Annotated in this window: 18 protein-coding genes and 1 tRNA gene; 4 read left to right on the plus strand and 15 right to left on the minus strand. The window is 34.3% G+C overall.

Annotated features, from left to right (window positions below; translation table 11 throughout):
• Nucleotides 1–47: 47 nt before the first annotated feature.
• From zntB to hutW, 6 genes are all read right to left on the minus strand, one after another.
• The gene (zntB, locus tag GQ598_RS03650; RefSeq protein ID WP_160402398.1) at nt 48–1,049 is read right to left on the minus strand and encodes a zinc transporter ZntB; all 1,002 of its coding nucleotides are present in this window, start codon (nt 1,047–1,049) and stop codon (nt 48–50) included.
• Nucleotides 1,050–1,133: 84 nt separating this feature from the next.
• Entirely contained in the window at nt 1,134–1,907 is a 774-nt protein-coding gene (locus tag GQ598_RS03655; RefSeq protein ID WP_202112664.1) for a heme ABC transporter ATP-binding protein, read from the minus strand.
• Nucleotides 1,908–1,922: 15 nt separating this feature from the next.
• Nucleotides 1,923–2,924, minus strand: a complete 1,002-nt coding sequence (locus GQ598_RS03660; protein WP_160402400.1) for an iron ABC transporter permease — start codon at nt 2,922–2,924, stop codon at nt 1,923–1,925.
• A gap of 40 nt (nt 2,925–2,964) precedes the next feature.
• Nucleotides 2,965–3,603 (minus strand): NAD(P)H-binding protein, encoded by a 639-nt coding sequence (locus GQ598_RS03665; RefSeq protein WP_160402401.1) that lies wholly within the window; start codon nt 3,601–3,603, stop codon nt 2,965–2,967.
• A gap of 18 nt (nt 3,604–3,621) precedes the next feature.
• On the minus strand, nt 3,622–4,122 hold the full coding sequence (gene hutX / locus GQ598_RS03670; RefSeq protein WP_160402402.1) for a heme utilization cystosolic carrier protein HutX: 501 nt from the start codon (nt 4,120–4,122) through the stop codon (nt 3,622–3,624).
• Between the two features lie 15 nt (nt 4,123–4,137).
• A complete protein-coding gene (gene hutW, locus GQ598_RS03675; protein ID WP_160402403.1) occupies nt 4,138–5,553 on the minus strand; it encodes a heme anaerobic degradation radical SAM methyltransferase ChuW/HutW in 1,416 nt (471 codons plus the stop codon).
• 343 nt (nt 5,554–5,896) lie between these two features.
• On the opposite strand from hutW, the gene GQ598_RS03680 reads away from it, so the two are divergent.
• Nucleotides 5,897–6,748: a hemin ABC transporter substrate-binding protein gene (locus GQ598_RS03680; RefSeq protein WP_160402404.1), complete on the plus strand. Its 852-nt coding sequence runs from the start codon at nt 5,897–5,899 to the stop codon at nt 6,746–6,748.
• Nucleotides 6,749–6,854: 106 nt separating this feature from the next.
• Nucleotides 6,855–9,158 (plus strand): TonB-dependent receptor domain-containing protein, encoded by a 2,304-nt coding sequence (locus GQ598_RS03685; RefSeq protein WP_160402405.1) that lies wholly within the window; start codon nt 6,855–6,857, stop codon nt 9,156–9,158.
• 668 nt (nt 9,159–9,826) lie between these two features.
• Here GQ598_RS03685 and GQ598_RS03690 read toward each other — a convergent pair.
• On the minus strand, nt 9,827–10,477 hold the full coding sequence (locus tag GQ598_RS03690) for a hypothetical protein (protein ID WP_160402406.1): 651 nt from the start codon (nt 10,475–10,477) through the stop codon (nt 9,827–9,829).
• Nucleotides 10,478–10,892: 415 nt separating this feature from the next.
• Entirely contained in the window at nt 10,893–11,342 is a 450-nt protein-coding gene (locus tag GQ598_RS03695; RefSeq protein WP_160402407.1) for a hypothetical protein, read from the minus strand.
• 437 nt (nt 11,343–11,779) lie between these two features.
• Between GQ598_RS03695 and GQ598_RS03700 the strand changes: the two genes are divergently transcribed.
• The gene (locus GQ598_RS03700) at nt 11,780–12,352 is read left to right on the plus strand and encodes a serine O-acetyltransferase (protein ID WP_160402408.1); all 573 of its coding nucleotides are present in this window, start codon (nt 11,780–11,782) and stop codon (nt 12,350–12,352) included.
• Nucleotides 12,353–12,610: 258 nt separating this feature from the next.
• Here the strand turns inward: GQ598_RS03700 and GQ598_RS03705 are convergent, their stop codons facing one another.
• The 6 genes from GQ598_RS03705 to bamE all read right to left on the minus strand — a co-directional run bounded on the left by GQ598_RS03705 (nt 12,611) and on the right by bamE (nt 18,327).
• Nucleotides 12,611–13,042 (minus strand): hypothetical protein, encoded by a 432-nt coding sequence (locus GQ598_RS03705; RefSeq protein ID WP_160402409.1) that lies wholly within the window; start codon nt 13,040–13,042, stop codon nt 12,611–12,613.
• A gap of 375 nt (nt 13,043–13,417) precedes the next feature.
• Nucleotides 13,418–13,494, minus strand: a tRNA-Arg gene (locus GQ598_RS03710).
• A gap of 206 nt (nt 13,495–13,700) precedes the next feature.
• Nucleotides 13,701–14,483 (minus strand): hypothetical protein, encoded by a 783-nt coding sequence (locus tag GQ598_RS03715; RefSeq protein ID WP_160402410.1) that lies wholly within the window; start codon nt 14,481–14,483, stop codon nt 13,701–13,703.
• 37 nt (nt 14,484–14,520) lie between these two features.
• Entirely contained in the window at nt 14,521–16,536 is a 2,016-nt protein-coding gene (gene rep, locus GQ598_RS03720; protein WP_160402411.1) for a DNA helicase Rep, read from the minus strand.
• 104 nt (nt 16,537–16,640) lie between these two features.
• Nucleotides 16,641–17,609: a tRNA dihydrouridine(20/20a) synthase DusA gene (gene dusA, locus GQ598_RS03725; protein ID WP_237410309.1), complete on the minus strand. Its 969-nt coding sequence runs from the start codon at nt 17,607–17,609 to the stop codon at nt 16,641–16,643.
• A gap of 295 nt (nt 17,610–17,904) precedes the next feature.
• Nucleotides 17,905–18,327: an outer membrane protein assembly factor BamE gene (bamE, locus tag GQ598_RS03730; protein WP_160402412.1), complete on the minus strand. Its 423-nt coding sequence runs from the start codon at nt 18,325–18,327 to the stop codon at nt 17,905–17,907.
• 207 nt (nt 18,328–18,534) lie between these two features.
• Between bamE and GQ598_RS03735 the strand changes: the two genes are divergently transcribed.
• Entirely contained in the window at nt 18,535–19,146 is a 612-nt protein-coding gene (locus GQ598_RS03735; protein WP_160402413.1) for an FKBP-type peptidyl-prolyl cis-trans isomerase, read from the plus strand.
• A 41-nt stretch (nt 19,147–19,187) separates the two neighbouring features.
• Here the strand turns inward: GQ598_RS03735 and GQ598_RS03740 are convergent, their stop codons facing one another.
• On the minus strand, nt 19,188–20,384 hold the full coding sequence (locus GQ598_RS03740; protein ID WP_160402414.1) for an MFS transporter: 1,197 nt from the start codon (nt 20,382–20,384) through the stop codon (nt 19,188–19,190).
• Between the last annotated feature and the right edge of the window lie 126 nt (nt 20,385–20,510).

Genomic DNA, 20,510 nt, shown 5'->3' on the forward strand with positions numbered 1-20,510 from the left:
CCAAAAGGTATAAGCTATTATTCATCTTTCTAAAAATATGAATCTAATTACCACCACTTTTTATATTTAAGCCAAATGACTGAAACAATACAAATGACAACAAGCAATAATATTAATCCAATAAAAGACCACCCTTCCCCACTAAAAGGAATACCGGCTAAATTGACCCCCAGTAAACTGGTTAAAAAAGTAATCGGCGTAAAAATAATAGTGAATAGTGACATTAAGTAAATTCGTTTATTGGTCGATTCAGCCAAGAAGCTGTTGATCTGCTCCATGATTGAGGCTATTCGTAATAAACAGCTATCAATATCAGAGACATAATGGTTTTGTTGATAAGAAATATCGTGTAATCGCTGACGATCGTTATCATCAATCCATGATATCCGTTCAGTTGAAATCTTCACAAAAATATCACGTTGTGGTGATAACAATCGGCGTAATACGATCAACTGTTTACGAACACGGCCTATTTCTTTATAAGAAAAGATACGTTGATTTAACACAGCATCTTCTAACTTAATGATTTTATTATGAACACTATCAAAAGACAGATTAACTTGATCACTAATTAAATCAGACATTTGAATCAACCAATCAGCCACATCAACCGGTCCAATGCCTTGTTCTAAATGATCTTTTAATTCCGCAATAGCCGCAATTTCTTGATGTCGAGTTGAAATGATCATGTTATCGGTAATAAAAAAACGAAAAGTAACAATAGGATCGGGAAGTTCATTAGGAATAAAGTTAACACCTTTTAACACGACTAACACCCCTGATTCAAAACGAATTTCTTTGGATATTTGGTTTGGTTTTACTAACTCATTTTTAATCAAATCAGGCACAAGATTTGTGGTATTTATCCAGTTGATGGTTTCTTGTTTAGCAAAATCTAAATGAATCCAAAATGGTTGCGAAACTGAAGGAGTGCTCTGTTCATTAAGCGGTATTGCTCTGCCTTTACCATCTAGCTGACAGCAGAAAGCCGGTTGAGCCTCTAGAAGATGTGAAACAGAAATAGAATTTACACTATTTTGATTAGTCATTATCGATCCCATTTGTTGTTTTTGCAAATTATATACTGAATCTATCTTAAAATGGAGTCACCAATTAGTGTTTATTTATTTTTCTTAAGGCATTAAATAGACTTGAGGGACACAAGAATTATCAGGGTGATGATAAATACCCAACTCAACCCCATACCAGCGATGGATATTATCCGATGTCAAAACGTCTTTAGGTGTGCCTTGTTCAACAATTTTACCCTGATTAATTAATAAGATTTTATCAGCATATAATGCCGCTAAATTGAGATCATGCAAGACACAACATACCGCCAATTTCTGCTTATGAGCAAGTTGTTTTAATAATCTTAAGGTCTGTTGTTGGTGATATAAATCAAGCGCTGAGGTTGGTTCATCTAAAAAAAGTAATTTTTCAGTCGGTTTGGGTTGCCATAATTGAGCTAAAACTCTAGCTAACTGCACACGCTGCTGCTCCCCACCCGATAAGCTACGGTAATCACGCTCAGCCAACTTTAAACAATCCGTTTGCGACATCGTTTCTTGCATGGCTTGGTTAAAATCAGCTTTACCATAAGGTGAACGGCCCATAGCAACCACTTCTTTTACTTTAAATGGAAACGTTAACTGGCTTTGTTGCAACATCACCGTTCTGACTTGAGACAACTGTTTTTCTGACCATTGTGATAGTGGTTTATTAAGTAAATAACATTCTCCAGATGATGGTTTTTGATAACCAGTTAACAAGCGCAAGAGTGTTGATTTACCGGCACCATTTGGCCCAATAATAATCATAATTTCACCGGCATTTATCGTTAAAGACACGTCATTAATTAAAGTGCGGCTTGCATAACTTAAAATCAAATGTTCAGCAATTAACATAGTCGATTCCATCTATTATTTATGTTTTAAAATTAGCCACAGAAAATAAGGACCACCAATTAAACTCGTAAAAAGTCCAACAGGAATTTCGGTAGGCGCAACTAATGTCCTTGCAAATGTATCAGCAAGCAATAATAAACAAGATCCACCTAATGCTGATGCAGGTAATAGCCAACGATGATTCGCACCCACTTTTAATCGAATCATATGGGGAACAACTAACCCAACAAAAGCGATTATGCCACTAACTGCGACCGATGTTCCTATTAACACCGCACAAAGCAATAATAAATAGCGTTTTATTCGCTGGACATTGATGCCTAAATAATGTGCATCTTCATCACCAAGTTGAAGAATATTAAGATGATGAGAAAGCTTAAAAACAGCAAACAGAGCGGGAGCAATAAATGACACTGCAACAAAAACCAGATCCCACGAGCCTTTACCCAAATTGCCCATCGACCATAATGAAATTTGTCGTAATTGGACTTCATCGCCTATATAGCTTAGACATCCCATTATTGCGCCAATAATGGCATTAATGGCAACACCCAATAAAACCATTTTAGCCAAGTTACATTGCGAGTTTAAGCTATAAATATAAATCAATAAGCAAATCAACAAACTACCTACAAAAGCGGCCACCATTTTACCGTAAAGCATCATAATAGGAGGAAAGATTGCAGGAAACAAAATAGATAATCCAACCATTAACGCCGCCCCACTACTGATACCTAATAAGCCAGAATCGGCTAATGGGTTTCTAAACAAGCCTTGCATCACTGCGCCGGAACTAGCTAATGCCATACCAACAACAACCGCTAATATAATTCTTGGCATGCGAATATTGAGCCAAATATTCCACAATGGATCATCTAATGGCATGTTCATTAAATGCGCGATAGACAAGTTTAAAGCACCACAATTAGCAGAAAGCAGAACAAGCGCTAAAAGGAGACCGGTTAATCCCCATAACAATGAACGATGGCTATTGGAATAATGACGATTATTTTGCACCGGCTAACCTCTTTTTTGTTGATTTTTTCATGTCATTTAATCAATAAGTGACTTTTAAGCTAGGGTCAACCACACTATAAGCGCGATGATCAAACTGATTAGCAGCAATTTCATCAACAATAATTTTTGCTAAATCAATACGATAAACAAAACCATGAACTTCTTGCTGATAATAACACTCGGCATGTTGTGTCATTTCACCATCACGCAGTCCACCTGGTCTTAAGATAACAAAATTTAACGTGCTAGTTTGCAACCAAAGTTCAGCTAATGACTTTTCTCGTACGGCATAACCAAAAGCTTGTTTAGCTTTAGTCGATAGCGTAGGCCATGAATCGCCACAGCCGAGTGAAGTTACCAAAATCATCTGCTTAATACTGGTTTGCTCAGCGCAATCAATAATTACTCGTTGAGCCTTATAATTTCCTGTTTCTCCCCCTAAGGTTGTCACAATCGTAGCATCCAATCCAGCTACCTCGCATAAAGATTTCACAAGCAAAGCATTAGTTGCGTCACCAACATAAGTTTCAATGCCTTGATTTGCTAATTGTTTAGCAAACTCATTATCACGAACCAGAACAATGTAACGCCAATTCGGATAAGTTTGCTTTGCTAGCTGCAAAACTTGATAGCCCGTTCCAAGTTTAGGACTTACACCAAAAATCAATAATGTTTTCATAATATTAATATCTTAAAATTAATTGATTTTTTTAGCTAATGCTCTAAATTTTTCTAACTGGTCTGCTTTTAGTTGATGTTTTTCATCACGACCAACAAAGATTTTGAACATCGCTTGCCCCATATGATTAAGAAATATCATTGATGCGGTAGACATCTTCATAAAGTTACGTTCAATAAAAGCAATGTACTGACAATGTTCTGCTTTGATATGACCACTTAGGCCTTTTTGATGACGTAAATTAAAGTATTTTTGGCTATGCGAGCCTGAAGGCAATTCACCCGAAATTTCAGCAATCACATCACCGGTATGAATTAAAAACAGCACCTCTCCCCAAGTTGTCACTTCATCCCAAATTGCATCAAAATGGCTACCATCAACAATTTTTGCACCGGGTAAAGCTTGAATTACTTGCGTCAATGTAACATGATGATCTTGAGCAATTTTTTCTAATAATTCTTCTGGATTGGTTTGCATATAAGCAGCTAAATTTGCTAAATGAGACTGTTTTTCTACCATAATAAGATCCTTTAGTTACGAAATGTTATGTGGGTGTTTTGCTTTTTTAATAACGGAATGAGGCATTGCTGGTTTACCATTGTTCGATAGTCCTGCTTGCGCTCTTTTTTGTTGTAATTCAATATATTCTGGATTATTGAGTTGTAACAGTAATTTCTGCAAAGCTTGTAGCATGTTGCTTGACCAAAAACGCCCCGATAAGGTTAAAAACATGCAATGATCTTTATTTTTTAAAAGTCCTACTTGATGCCATTGAGCAATTAGAGGCTCAAATAATTGATAGTGTGGCGTTAATTTTGTTAAATCAACTCGCCCCTTTTCAATACCTGCTTGTAATTGATATAACCATTCACCTACCAATGGTTTGCCGGTTAACGTCATTATTGGTTTCTTTCCTTGATCAAGCTGGGCATAATATTGGTTTAAATCGCGATGGAGCATAAAGGATTGACCACCTAAACGCCCACCAGCACAAGATCCAAAAGCAAAAAAATTCGAACCTTGTTTAATTAAAAAATTATATAAATTTCGTTCACGGCTGGTTTTTGCCCAATGAGAATTGGTTAAATGAACCCAACCTTGCTTAGCAAGGAACTCGGCACCTTGATGATAAAAATCACATTTATCTATTACTGATGGTATCTCAATACGCTTATTTTCAATACTTTTAGCCAGTGGCGTGGTTGACAATAAATTGAGCGAATAAAGATCAACGCCATCTAAAGGTAAATTGTTGGCAATGTCTAAATCTCGTTGCCACGTTTGAGCGGTTTGATTAGGTAAACCAAACATTAAATCACATACCAATGCAACACTATCACGCAATGCAATACGCTCAAAACGGTTAATAATCTGCGCTTCAGTCGATTCACGACCTAATTTTTGCCTAATTGCAGTATTAAACGTTTGCACTCCGATCGAAAAGCGATTTGCCCCCGCGTCAATATAACTATCAACACGTTCATCATCAAAATCAGAGATGCGACCTTCGATTGTAATTTCACAATCGGGGGCTAAAGGTGCATGCTGTTTAAAATAACGAATAACGCGCGCTAATTGCCCTGCGGCTAAAGCAGAAGGCGTACCACCACCAAAATAAATGGCATGAATAGGCGCTGATTGCATCGCTTTATTGTGAATTTCGAGCGATATTTCTTTTAATAAATAATCGATATATGTTTCAGTATTAAATTTTCTTAATGGATTTTGATAAAAACCACAAAACTGGCAATGAATATCACAAAAAGGAATATGGATATAAATTAACCGTTTTTTGCCAGTTAAAGCGGTATTTTGGATAATTTGCCACTGAGGTGCAACATCTTGCGGCGATAAAGGCAAACTGACTTGCAAAGGCATCACTGCCCAACGATTTTTGAAAGGTAAAGTCGCATTCTCTGCATAAAACGGACTAACATCTAATGATTTCATAACAACAATTCTTGAACAAATAATCTTCATAAATTAAATAATAATTATTATCATTTAGCAATATTTTTTATTTATTTTTTTTATAACAATTTGATATTTTTATGTATATTTTTATGTGGATATCTGTAACAAAGTTTTTAGGCACAAATTTGGCGATGTTTTAATCTATAAAAAAATAGCCTAATAGATTAAATTTACTACTAATTAAAATTCTCAAAACATCATGCAATCCTATTGAAATTTTTATCGTTGCAAAAATAAATATCGCCACCTTATTGATAATGGTTATCATTTTCATTATAGTATTTCGATTAAAAAATAACTAATCAACAGGAAATAAACGATGAAGAAAAATTTTTTCGCAAAATTAGGACTATTTTTATTCATTTTCGGCTTTAACAGCTTTATTAATTTAAGCTTTGCGAATGAAAGAATTGTTATTGCTGGAGGCTCTTTAACTGAGATCGTTTTTGCCCTTGGAGCAGGCGATCAGGTTGTTGGTGTAGACAAAACAAGTAGTTATCCTAGTAAAGCCAAACAGCTTCCCCAAATTGGTTATTGGAAATTGTTAAATATTGAAGGTATCTTATCGCTTAAACCCTCGCTATTTATTACATTAAGTGATGCTGAGCCTGATAACATCATAAGCCAAGTCACTCAAGCTAAAGTTGATGTTTTATCGTTACAACGAGTACCAGGAACGACCGAATTACTTTATGCTAATATTGAGAAAATTGCCGACAAATTAAATAAACAACCACAAGGGCAACAGTTAATCAACAAAATAAAAACCAACCTAACAAAAATTCAAGAAAAAATCAGCAATCACCCTAATAAGCCCAAAGTCCTTTTTTTAATGAGCATGGGTGGAACGAATTCGGTCGCAGGTAAAAACACCACTGCTGATGCCCTCATTACTATCGCAGGCGGGGAAAATCTTGCCAAACATACAAGCTACAAAACCTATACAGCGGAATCCCTAATTGCCATGAATCCTGAAATTATTGTATTAAACAACCACTCAATTGAACAATTAGGTGGAATGGAAAAATTAAATACTATTGCAGGAATAACAGAAACATCGGCCTATAAAAATCACCGCATTATTGCCATTGACGATAGCTATCTTTTTGGTATTGGACCAAGAGTTGACGAAGTTGCCCAAATACTTTATCAACATTTTTATCCTCAATAACATTAGATAACTAATTGGTAACATAATAATTATATTTAATTTATAACAATTTTAAGCGAAGCAATTGAAGCGTATTATTTAATTTATTATGTTTGAAAGGAATAAAATGCTTAACTTTACTCATTTTAAAAAAACTAGCACATTGGCTTTAAGCTTGTCCTTTATCATGCCCGCAATCGCAGCAGAAAATAATGATAAAGAAAAGTACAATGACGTCATGACAGTCACTGCACACGAGGCAACAAAAAAACCCGGTACTAATACCGAAATTTCTGAACAAGAAATCAGACGCGATGGCGGAACCAATTTTGGCACACTTATGCGCTATCAACCACTTATTTCAGCGCCGGGGAACATTTCAGGATCTGGTAGTGGTAAAAGTAGTTGGGATCGCGGTGGATTTACTGGCTATAATATTCGCGGTTTAGATGCCAACCGAGTTTCCATCGATATTGACGGCATGCCCTTACCCATCGCACAAGGACGCGTCAACTCAGTAGGTCGAGCTGGATTTGGTACTTACGGCATTGGGCGTGATTATATTGATACCTATATGTATAACAAAGTCGATATCCAATCAGGTGCAACATCCGTTAGTAATGCTAACAATGCATTAGGAGGATCGGTATCATTCCAAACCAAAACTGCAAGTTACTACCTATACCCTGGTAAAACAAGCTACTTTGGCTTCCAAAACAATTATGACAGTACCGATAGAAGTTATCATCAAGGATTAACCATAGCAGGTGGCGATGATTACCTTAATGGTATTCTTGTATTAAGTCGTCGTGATGGTCAGCAAGGTCGCAATCATGGTGATTCAATCAACAATTACCCAGAAAATTGGCATTCAAATTCAATATTGGCTGGATTCGGATGGCAAATGAATGATGAACATTTACTTAATACCACTGCTGATTACAACGGCAAAACCAAAAATTCACATTACGACACATGGGATAAGTATGGTAAAAAAATCGAATCCTTTGATCACCAAAGAAGCAAAAATAACCGTTTTAATCTAGCCATCAAAGATCAATGGAAACCAACCAACATTAACTGGATTGATAGCTTAACCACCCAACTCAATTATCAACAAACTCACGTTTACGATAATACAGACTTAAAACACACCTCTAGAGGCAATTTCAACACACAAACACACTACAACACCAAGGCTTATAACTTTATTACAACCCTATTAAAAAATTATGAAAATCAAAAAATCAGTGCAGGTTTAAATGCAAAATGGAGCAAAGATGAATCGCCATTTTATACATCGGCAAAATCACAATATGGAAGAATCTTTCCAGATGGTGATTACACCAAGCCTCAAGCTGATAGCCGCAGTTATCAATTAGGTGGATTTGTTGAAGATCGTATTAGTTTTAACGTCAATAACAGCAATAACTTCTATTTGGTCCCTGGAGCAAGAGCGATATACCAAAACACCAAACCGCGTCATCTTGAAAACATGAGCGTAACAAACATAAACTCAAGTCAACTTGGCAAACAGTACAACGGCAATAGTGATTTTAAAATATTACCATCCATGTCATTAATGTATGACATCACCCCAAATATGACCACTTACTTACAATACAAACGTGGCGTACAAATGCCAAATCAAAACCAATTATATGGTTCATATTTAGCGCATAGCCAAATGTATGTATTAGTGGGTGATTCTAATCTAAAAACCGAAACCAGTGATAATTTTGAATTAGGATTAAAAGGACAACCAACAGCAGGCATTACATTATCAACAGCAGCTTTTTATAATAAATACAAAAACTTCATTGCTTATTCTCGTTACAAAAAGAATTTTGTCGGAGCCGGTAACCGTATCGTTTATCAATCGGAAAACCGAGATAAAGCCTACATTTACGGTGCCGAACTAAGCAGTGAATTTAATATAGGCACATGGTTTGAATCTATAAACGGTTTAAGCGCAAGACTTGCTATCGGCTATAACCAAGGCAAATCAAAATCTAGCTATCTAGGCGACAAATACATAGAAATGGACACCATTTCCCCATTAAAAAGCATCATTGGTCTAGCATGGGATGACCCTAACAAATACTATGGTTTCGCATTGACCACAACCTTCCAAAAAGGCAAAAAAACAGACGGCACAACGCGTGAAACCTACAACAATGACGGTAAACCAATCAAAGATTCAACCGATGACTATTTTAGAATTGCAGGACATGGAATTGTTGATTTAACAGGTTATATCAATATCACTAAAAACGTAAAATTAAGCGGTGGTATTTATAATCTGACCGACCAAAAATACTGGGATTACCTAAGTAATAATAAACTATACAAAACATCAAATTACAAATATCTAGAAATGTTTACCGCACCGGGTAGGACATTCCAATTAGGTATGGATATTGATTTTTAATTGTAAATCAAAAATGATGTGTTGTTTTGGATCAACCCGTTTAGACGGGTTGTTTTTTTTCACGTTTTCTTTGGTAAAATCAATAAAATTAACAACCACTCTCTTTAGCAGTTAAATGGCTATTGCCTAGAGTAAGTTATTGTTGATTTTGCGGACTTGTTGGTCATCAGCGTCCTACCGTATTTATGTAAGTAATTGATTTGTTTAAAAACAACAAAACAAAAAACTTCAATAAAATCAATACCTTTTCTGACCGATTTTTAATTAGTTATTGCTAATAACGATGTATGTGCAATTATTTTTTATAGTTTTATCCAAAAAACGATTGAATATACATAACTAATGACAATAAACATAATAGAAAAAATACCTAAACCATAAGAAAACTTATTCTTACTTGATTTTACAAGTATAATTCCTACAATCAATAAGGAAAGATAAAAATACCAGAAATGCATTGGTGCATAAACAAAGATAACTCTAAGCAAAAAATAAAATATGTTAACTAAGTCCCATTCGTACATTTAATTTATCATCCATTAATATTTTTTATTCATTAAATATTCTCTTTTCATTATTACTATCAGCAACTATTTTTAGTTTGTGCTATATATTCATAATGTAAAAAAATATCGTGCTGTTTTTTTCCTATAAAAGATTGGAAACGATTATTTTTCTGGTAACGGCATAACCGCTGTTTCTTTATATTCTTTTGTCTTTTTATCCCACTCTTGTAATTTGAATATACAAAAGAATTTCTTTTTATCCTCTGTTGGCTTAGCGCCGATAGATAGCAAGTAATCGGTATCTTTTTTCGGTATAAATACTATTTTTTTGTTATTCCATTTACATGTAACCAATTCAGTGTAACCACGATGGAACCATCCCGGTTCTTGTTTTTTATATCTATAAACAGCCACATTAAAAATAAACGGCTTATCTGGCACTATATTAAGCTGATTTATTGGTTTTGCATTTTCATCCGAAACCTGTACGCCATGAATGTCGGTAACAATAGGCGCATAAGTTTCATCACCAAATCGATAAGCCATGAAATATCCTAATTTACGTGTATTTGTTTCGTCATATACACGTAATCTGCTTGCAGTAAAATCATCTGAGCCCACTTGTACTACAGTAATCCTAGCCTTAGGTTGTTTACCTTTTGGCTCAACATCTGAATAAAAACGAGCTTTTGCTAAATATTCTTCTTGCTTTTTTTTTGCGCTATCAGCTTGTTTTGTTGCGATATCTTGTGCACAAGATGTGATCAATAGTGAAAAGATAATAAAAGTGGATAATTTGAATAATTTATACATTATTTTCTCTCATTATTTTTATAGTGAATTCAAAGGATAATATATATTTCAATTTAAAGAAAGAATTTTAGTTTTTATTAAGTTGATTTGATTAACGTTAATTTTATCCTCAGCAAAACTCTAATTTGTGAACTATGGCTTAGAATTGCCTTAAGGTAATATCTTTGATAACTCATGACCTTAAAACTAAATATTTATCAACCATTTTGTTAACTCTAAAAGCCTTAATTTGGGTCTGATGATTTTGACAAATTGATTTATTTCTAACTTTTTAATTATTTTTGTAAGTTAGACGCAATCTGAAATAAATCACATTATTGGTCACTGTTCCAATAAAAATAGAATGTTTATTTAACTTACAAAAAATATTAAATATATTATAGACAAACCCTCTTAAAGGGTTTGTCTATAACTGTTATTTCATTCTGGTGCAATTTGCCTCTTCTTTAATTTTATTATTCGATGAACTATATTCGATATCTTTAGTTATTGTTTCTCGCACATAAGTCAAAATAAATTTATCATTGCTTTCTTTTTGTAATGATCGTGTCTTTTTGCTAAAAAAGTAATCCGTTTCTTCTTGTTTTGTTTTATTATCATAAGTTTCTACAAGGCTTTCTTTGTCCCAATGTCCTGTTTTTAGATTTTTAGAATATAAAGAATTATTCTCATATTTAAATGACATTAACACATATTCATCATTATATTTTTTTTTAAATTCCTCAAAACCATTGCCACTCCAATCAGATGCATAGTATGTCACTTTACAACTCCATTCGCCTACAAACATTTCATCCGATACTCGTTTTTCACCACAACCAGATAAAATTATTCCTAAGAAAGCAACTAAAAATATTTTTTTCATACCATCTCCTTAATTAAATCTAGATAATAGTATGAAACTTATTAATTAATAGCAATGAAAAATCCTCATCAAGTAATCATACAGATATTTTTTAAAATCATTCAACGAAATAAATTAAACATAATAGCGGCTTTATCTTTTCTAATAATTGCTATACATCTTACGACCCACCCTCCAAAATTTCACATCAAAAAGCAATCAACATAAAATAATACAAAATAAATTTACTTTCGTTTTATATGTGTATGATGCCGAAAATTTTGAAATTGAGCTATCGGGCGAATGCTACATTATCAACAGCGACGACGAACACAATTTTGTGCTATATCAAACACAGAAAGCACTATATGATATCGCTGATTTTGTGACATGACGCTGTTGAAGATTGATAGTGTGTTTGTTAATATCTCAATTATCTAATTAAATTGAGTAGAACCATGAAGTATATACATATAATTAAATTTTTAATGACTCACGATTTGACGCATTTGAAAGAGTGTTGGCAGGCTGAATTTACTAGACGTAAAAGAGTATCTATTTACCGTATTTTAATATCACATATCAGAATAAATTCAACACATAAAAAATACCTATTTTGGTGGCGTTTAGCTCATGAAATGTATATGCATGGAAATAAAAAACAAAAGGAAATCGCTTGGAATATTCAAAAAAAATTAGTATATAAATTTAAAATCGATATTCATCTTGGTGCAAAAATAGGTAAAAATCTACATTTTCCCCATCCCTATTCAATAACAATTGGAGAAAATGTAACAATTGGTGAAAATTTATTTATTCATCAGAATGTTACCATAGGTTATGGTCATGGACAGATGCATATTATTATGGGGGATAATGTTTATATTGGCGCAAACTCCGTTATTTTGGGTGGTGAAATAAAAATAGGCAATAATGTAAAAATCGGAGCAATGTCATTTGTAAATAAAGATATTCCAGATAACTGTACTGTTTATACGCAAAAAACAAATACAATTATCCGGAATAATTGATTATTACTGTGGTTTTTCTGTCTACTTGATTCCAGGTTCTGCATCTAAATCAATAGACCTAATAATGCCCTATTTTTTCATTCTTTTAACTAATCTTTTTCGTCTAATACTCGTAACTCAAAATCCATGATTTACTGAATTACCTTATTCAGGGTTCTTATCATATACAGATGGAACCTTATATCAATCCACATCATATAAGCATAAATTAGCTATTTACAAGCATAGGTATCTCAATAATTGCTAACATTTTGATCGTTAATTTTTCTGCCTAACACATCTTGTTGTCCAAACATTTAGCTCGCTAGGTTTTTTTGTTTGAATATCTCTAGAACTATAAGTGTGTACATATTTAAATTCATCCTCTGAAACATATTGATATTCCCATATATCTTCATACTCAATGTTTTTATCTAGATTATGATGCTCTTTTCTATAGCGTTCAAATGAAAATTTTTCCGGTGCTAAATTATAAGATTGTTCCGTGATTGAGTTATCTTTCTGTTTTTCATATTTTACCGGGATGTTATTTATTTCAAAATTTCTGTCATCAGTAGAAGTTTTTTCGATATCGTACACCCCTTCGTAATGACACATCCATTCACCAATTAGCATATCCTCTGTAACCTCAGGCGAACATCCAGACAAAGCAAACGCCATTAGTAAAAATGCAACTATTCTTTTTAACATTATTATTCCCTTTTTATTATTATAAAGTTAAATTATAACAAATCATTCTAGATAGCTCATTTATTATGAGTCTTTAGTATACTTCTCAATAACATTTAGCAAATACTCTTTATATCAGATGCTGTCGTCGAACATTGATATTTTTATTGTATTTAGATGGTCATTAGCCATTCCCAATATTGTCTTCTAATTCTGTTTATCAATTACCTTTAATTTTTGGCAAAATACACAGCTACTTGTAAATGTATCTGATCTCATTTCATGATAATGAATTTTATTCAGAATAAAAATTAAAACACAGTTAATCTGTAAAATCCAACTTAAGCAATTAAATTTTATAAAACATTAGAAACTTCTTTAACTTATTTATTTTAATGGCGTCCCCTACAGGATTCGAACCTGTGACCTACGGCTTAGAAGGCCGTTGCTCTATCCAGCTGAGCTAAGGAGACTGGGATTGGATTTGTTGATTAGACGCTGTGTATTATATAAAGCTATTTCTATCCGTCAATGATTTTTAATGGTTTATTGCGTTGGATTGTCAAAATATCACCAATCTAGGTGTTTATTTTTTGTTTTGGTCATGAATATAGACGAGCTATAAGCAATTTGGTGACTATTTGATATATAGCGCTTTATTTGTTAATCGTTTTTGATTTTAGTTATTTTCCTCTATTTTTTCAGGTTGCTTTATTTTTTTGTTGGCTATTTTGCATAGTTCTTCACATTTGCTTTTTTTCATCACTTCAATAATGTGTGATAACTGTGCTTCAAATGCCGGTTGTTGAGTTATTAGTGTTTCAGCCTTTTCGATAATTTGTAGTTTTTGTTGTTCAGTTATCACATTTGCATAATTTTCAGCCGATTGTTCTAGAGTAGTGATAATATTAAGTTTGGATTGTTCAGTTAAACAGTCCAGTAGTTCCATCCACTTAAATCCACCATAATAGTATTTTAACATTTCTACTTGCATCATTTTTGTACTATATTTTATAACTCCACCCTTCTCCACTTCTGGAAGTTCTTTATAAAACTGGTTAACCTGCTGTGATATTGCCGCAAAATATTTTATATTAAAATTACTTAATAGAATGATTTCAGCTTGGAATTTTTTTAGGTTATTGGTTAGGTCTTGGCTCGTTAATTGGTTTAATTTATTTGGCGAAAAGATTAAATACATTTCTACTATATAGTTAATATAATTGGTGATTTGCAATTGTTCGTCTAATTTATCGTTTGAAAAATTTCCAATAAGTTTGGGATCGGTGAATTTGCTAAGGATTGCTTTACCTTTTGCTGTATCCAATCTAGGTAATGTTTTTTGAGATTCAATTTGTTTAATTAATAGATAAAACTGCGTGTTGTCAGAGTGATAATTAAAGTCTATCGCATGCGTAAAGCAACTGATTAATATTAATATGGCACTTATCATTAACTTCATATTTTGTATTCCTTACATTGTCATGATTAATATTTGCTTATTTAGCCTTCGCAATTTGCGCTTTTAGCATGGCTAGGCGGCTTTGTCCTTGTTGCATTTTTTTTTCAGGAGATAGTTCGTTGCGTTGATCTTGCCATGCCAAGTCATCTTGTGGCAGTTCTAATAAGAATCGACTTGGTTCGACTTGTATTGTTTCTCCAAATTGTTTACGTTGTCGGCTAAATGAAAATGTGAGCTCTTGTTGAGCTCGAGTAATGCCTACATAGGCTAGGCGGCGCTCTTCTTCGATATTGTCTTCATCAATACTGTTTTGGTGAGGTAATAAGCCTTCTGACATACCAACTAAATACACATAAGGAAACTCTAACCCTTTCGAAGCATGCAGTGTCATAAGCTGAACTTGATCGAGCTCTTCTTCGGTTTCGTTACGTTCTAGCATGTCTCGTAAGGTAAATCTGGCAACAGCTTGTTCAAGTGTCATAGCTTCGTCAATATCATCGCCTTTTAACATATCATTTAACCAGCTAACTAGCTGTTCAACATTGCGCATACGCATTTGGCCTGATGCTGGGGATGTGGATGTTTCATAAATCCAGCTTTCATAATTGATACCATGCAGTAGTTCATAAATCGCGTCCATCGGTTCATGATGTGATTTTTGAATAAGCGTATCAAACCAATGAATAAATACCTGTAGCGATTCCATGCGTTTGCCAGATAGTAGTTGAGTTAACCCCATATCATGACTTGCTTGATATAGGCTAATACCTCGGTGATTTGCCCACTCCCCTAATTTTTGGATGGTTGCTGGGCCAATTTCTCGTTTTGGTGTGTTGATAATGCGAATAAACGCATTATCATCATCAGGATTAGTTAATAACCGTAAATAAGCCATTAAGTCTTTGATTTCAACACGTGCAAAAAACGAGGTTCCGCCCGATATTCGATATGGTATTCGGTATTGCATTAGCATTTTTTCAATAAGACGCGCTTGATGATTACCACGATACAATATGGCATATTGTCCGTATTGGCTATTATTCGTAAAACGATGACCAATAAGATCATTAATAACTTTTTCGGCCTCGTGTTCTTCACTATCGGCCGAGATGATTCTAATAACTTCACCATAGCCAAGCTCTGAGAAGAGTTTTTTTTCAAATATATGTGGATTATTTTCGATTAAGATGTTGGCAACTTTTAAAATACGACCCGATGATCGGTAATTTTGTTCGAGTTTGATTACTTCTAAATTTGGGAAGTCCTGTTTCAGTAATACTAAGTTTTGTGGACGTGCGCCTCGCCAAGAGTAGATTGATTGATCATCATCGCCCACCACAGTGAATTTAGCTCGGTTGCCAACAAGTAATTTGATAAATTCGTATTGGCTAGTATTAGTGTCTTGATATTCGTCAACTAGCAAATAACGAACTTTATTTTGCCACTTTTCGCGGACTTGTTCGTTGTTTTTTAATAATAGTGTAGGTAGTAAGATCAGATCATCAAAATCTAAAATACTACACGATTTTAGTTGTTTTTCGTAAAGTTGATAGCAGTGTGCAAAAAGCTTTTCTTTGTTAGTTTGCGCCCTTGCCATGGCAAGGGTTGAGTCGATAATGTCGTTTTTCCAATTTGATATGGTTGCGCGCAGTTGGTTGATAAGGTCTTTATCTCCATCTAACCATTGCTGTGTGAGTTCTTTTAATAGTGCTGTTTGGTCGTGATCGTCAAATAAAGAAAAGTTCGACTTGATGCCAAGGTGTTTATATTCTTTGCGGATAATATCTAACCCTAAAGTATGGAATGTCGATATTTTTAGCCCTCTAGCCTCTTGTTTGCTGAGCGATTGAGCAATACGTTCCTTCATTTCACGTGCGGCTTTGTTGGTAAAAGTGACGGCAATAATGTGGCGTGGTAAATACTCTTTAACACGAATTAGGTAAGCAATTTTGTTGATGATAACCCGAGTTTTTCCAGAACCAGCGCCCGCTAATACAAGACAAGGCCCTGAAACATATTCGACAGCTTTTTGTTGGCTTGAATTTAAACGCACTGAATAAAAACCATTATGAAAAATGTGGATTAGTATATAACGATATACTAGTTGCGTCCAATTATCATCAATATTTATCGATCATAACCGCTATTTTTTGTCATCTACTTGATGAATGTTAAAGCCTGCTCAACAACGTCAACACCCGCACTTTTTTTGTGGGCATTTTCGCTCAAATAACGTCTCCATTGCCTTGCGCCTTTGTGTCCATTAAATAACCCTAATGTGTGGCGCATGATATGATTTAGCTGTGCACCTTGTGTCAGTTGCTGTTCAATATAAGGGTAAAGTGCCTGAATCGCTAATTTAGGTTCGATTATTGGAGAGTTTAATCCAAAAATTTGTGCATCAATTTGAGTCAGTAATAGTGGGTTTTGATAAGCTTCTCGCCCAACCATTACACCATCAACATACTTTAGATGGTGTTTTATTTCGTCAATTGTTTTAATACCACCGTTAATCGCGATAGTTAAGTCGGGATAATCTTGTTTAAGTTGGTAAACACGATCATAATCGAGCGGAGGGACTTCTCGGTTTTCCTTTGGGCTTAACCCAGACAACCACGCTTTACGTGCATGCACAATGAATGTATTAGTATAGGGCATGACTTTTTCAATAAATTGACATAAAAATGCATAGCTATCAAAATTATCAATGCCAATTCGGGTTTTTACTGTGACGGGAATATCAACCTGATCTTGCATTTGTGCAACACAGTCTGCAACTAAATCGGCTTTTCCCATTAAACAAGCACCAAACATGCCATTTTGTACACGATCGGATGGGCAACCTACATTTAAATTTATTTCATCATAACCACGTTCTTGTGCTAATTTTGCACATTGTGCTAATGCTTTAGGATCGCTACCACCTAGTTGTAAGCTGACTGGATGTTCTTCATTATTGAAAGCTAAATAATCCCCTTTTCCAAATAAAATCGCGCCAGTGGTCACCATTTCGGTATAGAGTAATGTTTGTTTAGTTAAAATTCGATGAAAATAACGGCAATGCTTATCGGTCCAATCAAGCATAGGGGCAATGGAAAAACGATTTAGACTTGAACTGTTATGCAAAAAAACCTCGACATCAATTAAAAATTCGTTATTTTACTCGACGTTTTCAAATAAAACCACCATATAAATAATAAGAATGGATACAAACTAAACAAATATCTCAATATACGGCTATTGTAAATATTTTTAATTATATTTATCGCTTCAGTACTGCTTTTTATAATACCATGCCAATTATTATTACTTTATACGGTAGTTATTACTAATAATCGTTGCAAGTTATTACCTTTTATAGGTATAAAATTAAAATAGGTAAACAAAAATAAAAAACCTCGTTAAGTAACGAGGTTTTTTATTAAGAATCGGGGTCAGGATTATCGTCATCAGATTTTTTATCAATCGGGTCTGATATACCTTGTTTATTCATTTCTTCTAATGATTTGGAACCGTCTAATTCTGATGCTTTAATATCTTTTACTAGGCCCATTTCATCAAAATAAACAGCATAACTTCTTTGGCTAACGTCACCATGCTGAGGTTGTTGGCGAAAAACATAATACCAAACATTATCACCAAAAACAGAAGTTAACATTGGTGACCCCATAATAAACACAACTTGTTCTTTGCTTTGACCTACTTTTAATAGATCAAGAGCATCTTGTGTCACATAATTACCTTGGTTGATATCCGGTCTATATATCCAATGCTCAACAACCGAACAACCAGTTAATAAAACACTCGTTACAATTGCAAAGGCGGTAAATTTACGAAACAGCATCTAACTTTATCCATTTAAAAAATGATAGGCCATATTATCGCTGATATTTTTCCTGAGTGCTAGCCAAATTGATAAATTCTTTAACAATTAGCTAATAATCAAGTTATCATCAAGTAATGATACAAATTATCACTTGACTTTTATCCTTGTATCCACCAACTTAATACAGTCATGATAGACGCTTTTTTTAAACAATTAAGGTACAAAATGAAACTAGAAACAATAGATCAAAAAGCAAGTTATGCCATTGGATTACAAATTGGGCAACAATTGAAAGAGTCAGGTTTGAATAATTTAGAACTCAACGCGTTAAAACAGGCTATGGAAGATGTTTTAGCCGGTAATCCGCCTGCACTACCTTTACAAGAACTACATGATGCACTACGTCATGTACACGAACAAGCAACAAAAGAAAAAGCCAAACAAGCAGAAAAAATTGCTCAAGCAGGTAAAGATTTTCTTGCTAAAAATATTGATAAAGATGGTATTAAATCGACTGAATCTGGTTTACAGTATGAAATCATCCAACAAGGTGATGGCGCTTTACCTAAAGCAACAGATCGCGTTCAAGTTCATTATACAGGTCAATTGATTGATGGTACAGTATTTGATAGCTCAGTAGAGCGTGGACAACCGGCTGAGTTTCCTGTCAATGGAGTAATTCAAGGCTGGGTTGAAGCACTACAACTGATGCCTGAAGGTTCAAAATGGCGTTTGTATATTCCTCAAGAATTAGCCTATGGTGCTCAGGGTGCTGGTGCATCAATTCCACCATACAGCACATTAATATTTGATGTTGAATTATTAAAAGTTTTATAAGAAAGAATGGACGCGACTTGGCGTCCATTTGTTTTAAACTATTATTGTTTAGGAAGAAGATAGGCGCTAAATGCCGCCAGTAACAATAAAATACTTGCCGTACCAAACGCAACTAAATGAGTGTGTAAGTGATCGTAAGCCCATCCACCTAACCATGAACCAATCATCGCACCAATTTGATGCCCCAAATAGGTTAATCCGGAAAGTAATCCCACAATTTTTACACCATAAATATCTGCTGTAATAGCTCCAGACATTGACAAAGCGCCAGCCCAAACCAAACCACCCACTGCTGCAATAGTAAAAAGCTGCCATTTAGTTGATGCTAAAACAAGAGCAATAAAACCTAAGCCTCGTATTAAATAAACCATCATCAAAATGTTTTTTCGTTGTACTATATCAGATAGATAACCCAAAACTAAGGTACTAAAAATAGCGACTAAACCAATTAAACCAATACCATTAGAACTGGTGATAGGATCAAATCCATGATCGATAAGCATTGGGACACCGTGTGTTCCTAATAAATTCATACTAAAGCCACAGGTAAAAAGCCCAAAACTCAGTTGCCAAAATGGACGTGTTTTTAGCACATCTATAAGTTTGACACTAGGCTCTATTTTTTGATTGATAACAGGCTCTATACTAGAATTTTCGATCTCAGATTGATTATCTTTCATAATAAACAAAGCAATAGGCAAGGCGATAATCATAAAAATCACAGCAAACGAAATTAGCGTTGTTTGCCATCCATAAATAGGAATGAAGAATGCAAAAACAGGTAACATCACCGCAATACCTGCCATACTTCCTGTTGATAAAATAAATAAGGCCAATCCTCTGCGTTTAATAAACCAACGCGCAACAATGGGCGTAAAGCTAACTGACCCCACAAAAGAAGTACCAAAAGATAATGCAATACCGAAAGATAGTAAAAAGCTCCAATAATCGGTTGAGTTAGCTGACCAAACTGTCGAGATAATAATAATGATCGCACCTAATATTAGGACAAAACGAGTACTATACTTACCCACTAAATATCCCGCTATTGGCATTGCGATACCTGAAAAAAGCATGCCTATAGCAATAATGCCAGAAAGGACGCTACGACTAAACCCAAGATCATTGGCAATGGGTAGGAAAAAAACACCCATACTCATTCTCAACCCACTAGAAAGCAAAGTGAGAAAAGATGCTGCAATAACGATATTCCAACCAAAATACCATGGAGATCGCATAATAACTCCTGATTATTTTTTATAGAAAACGGATCAAAAATTGTAGCATTTAAGTTTAGCTGATGTGTATAAGTTATTTATTTTCCGCTATAATATTTATTTATCTACATTCACAAAAAGTTAAGG

The organism is Gilliamella sp. Pas-s95, assembly GCF_009795795.1.
In the GTDB taxonomy this organism is placed as follows: Bacteria; Pseudomonadota; Gammaproteobacteria; order Enterobacterales; family Orbaceae; genus Gilliamella; species Gilliamella bombicola.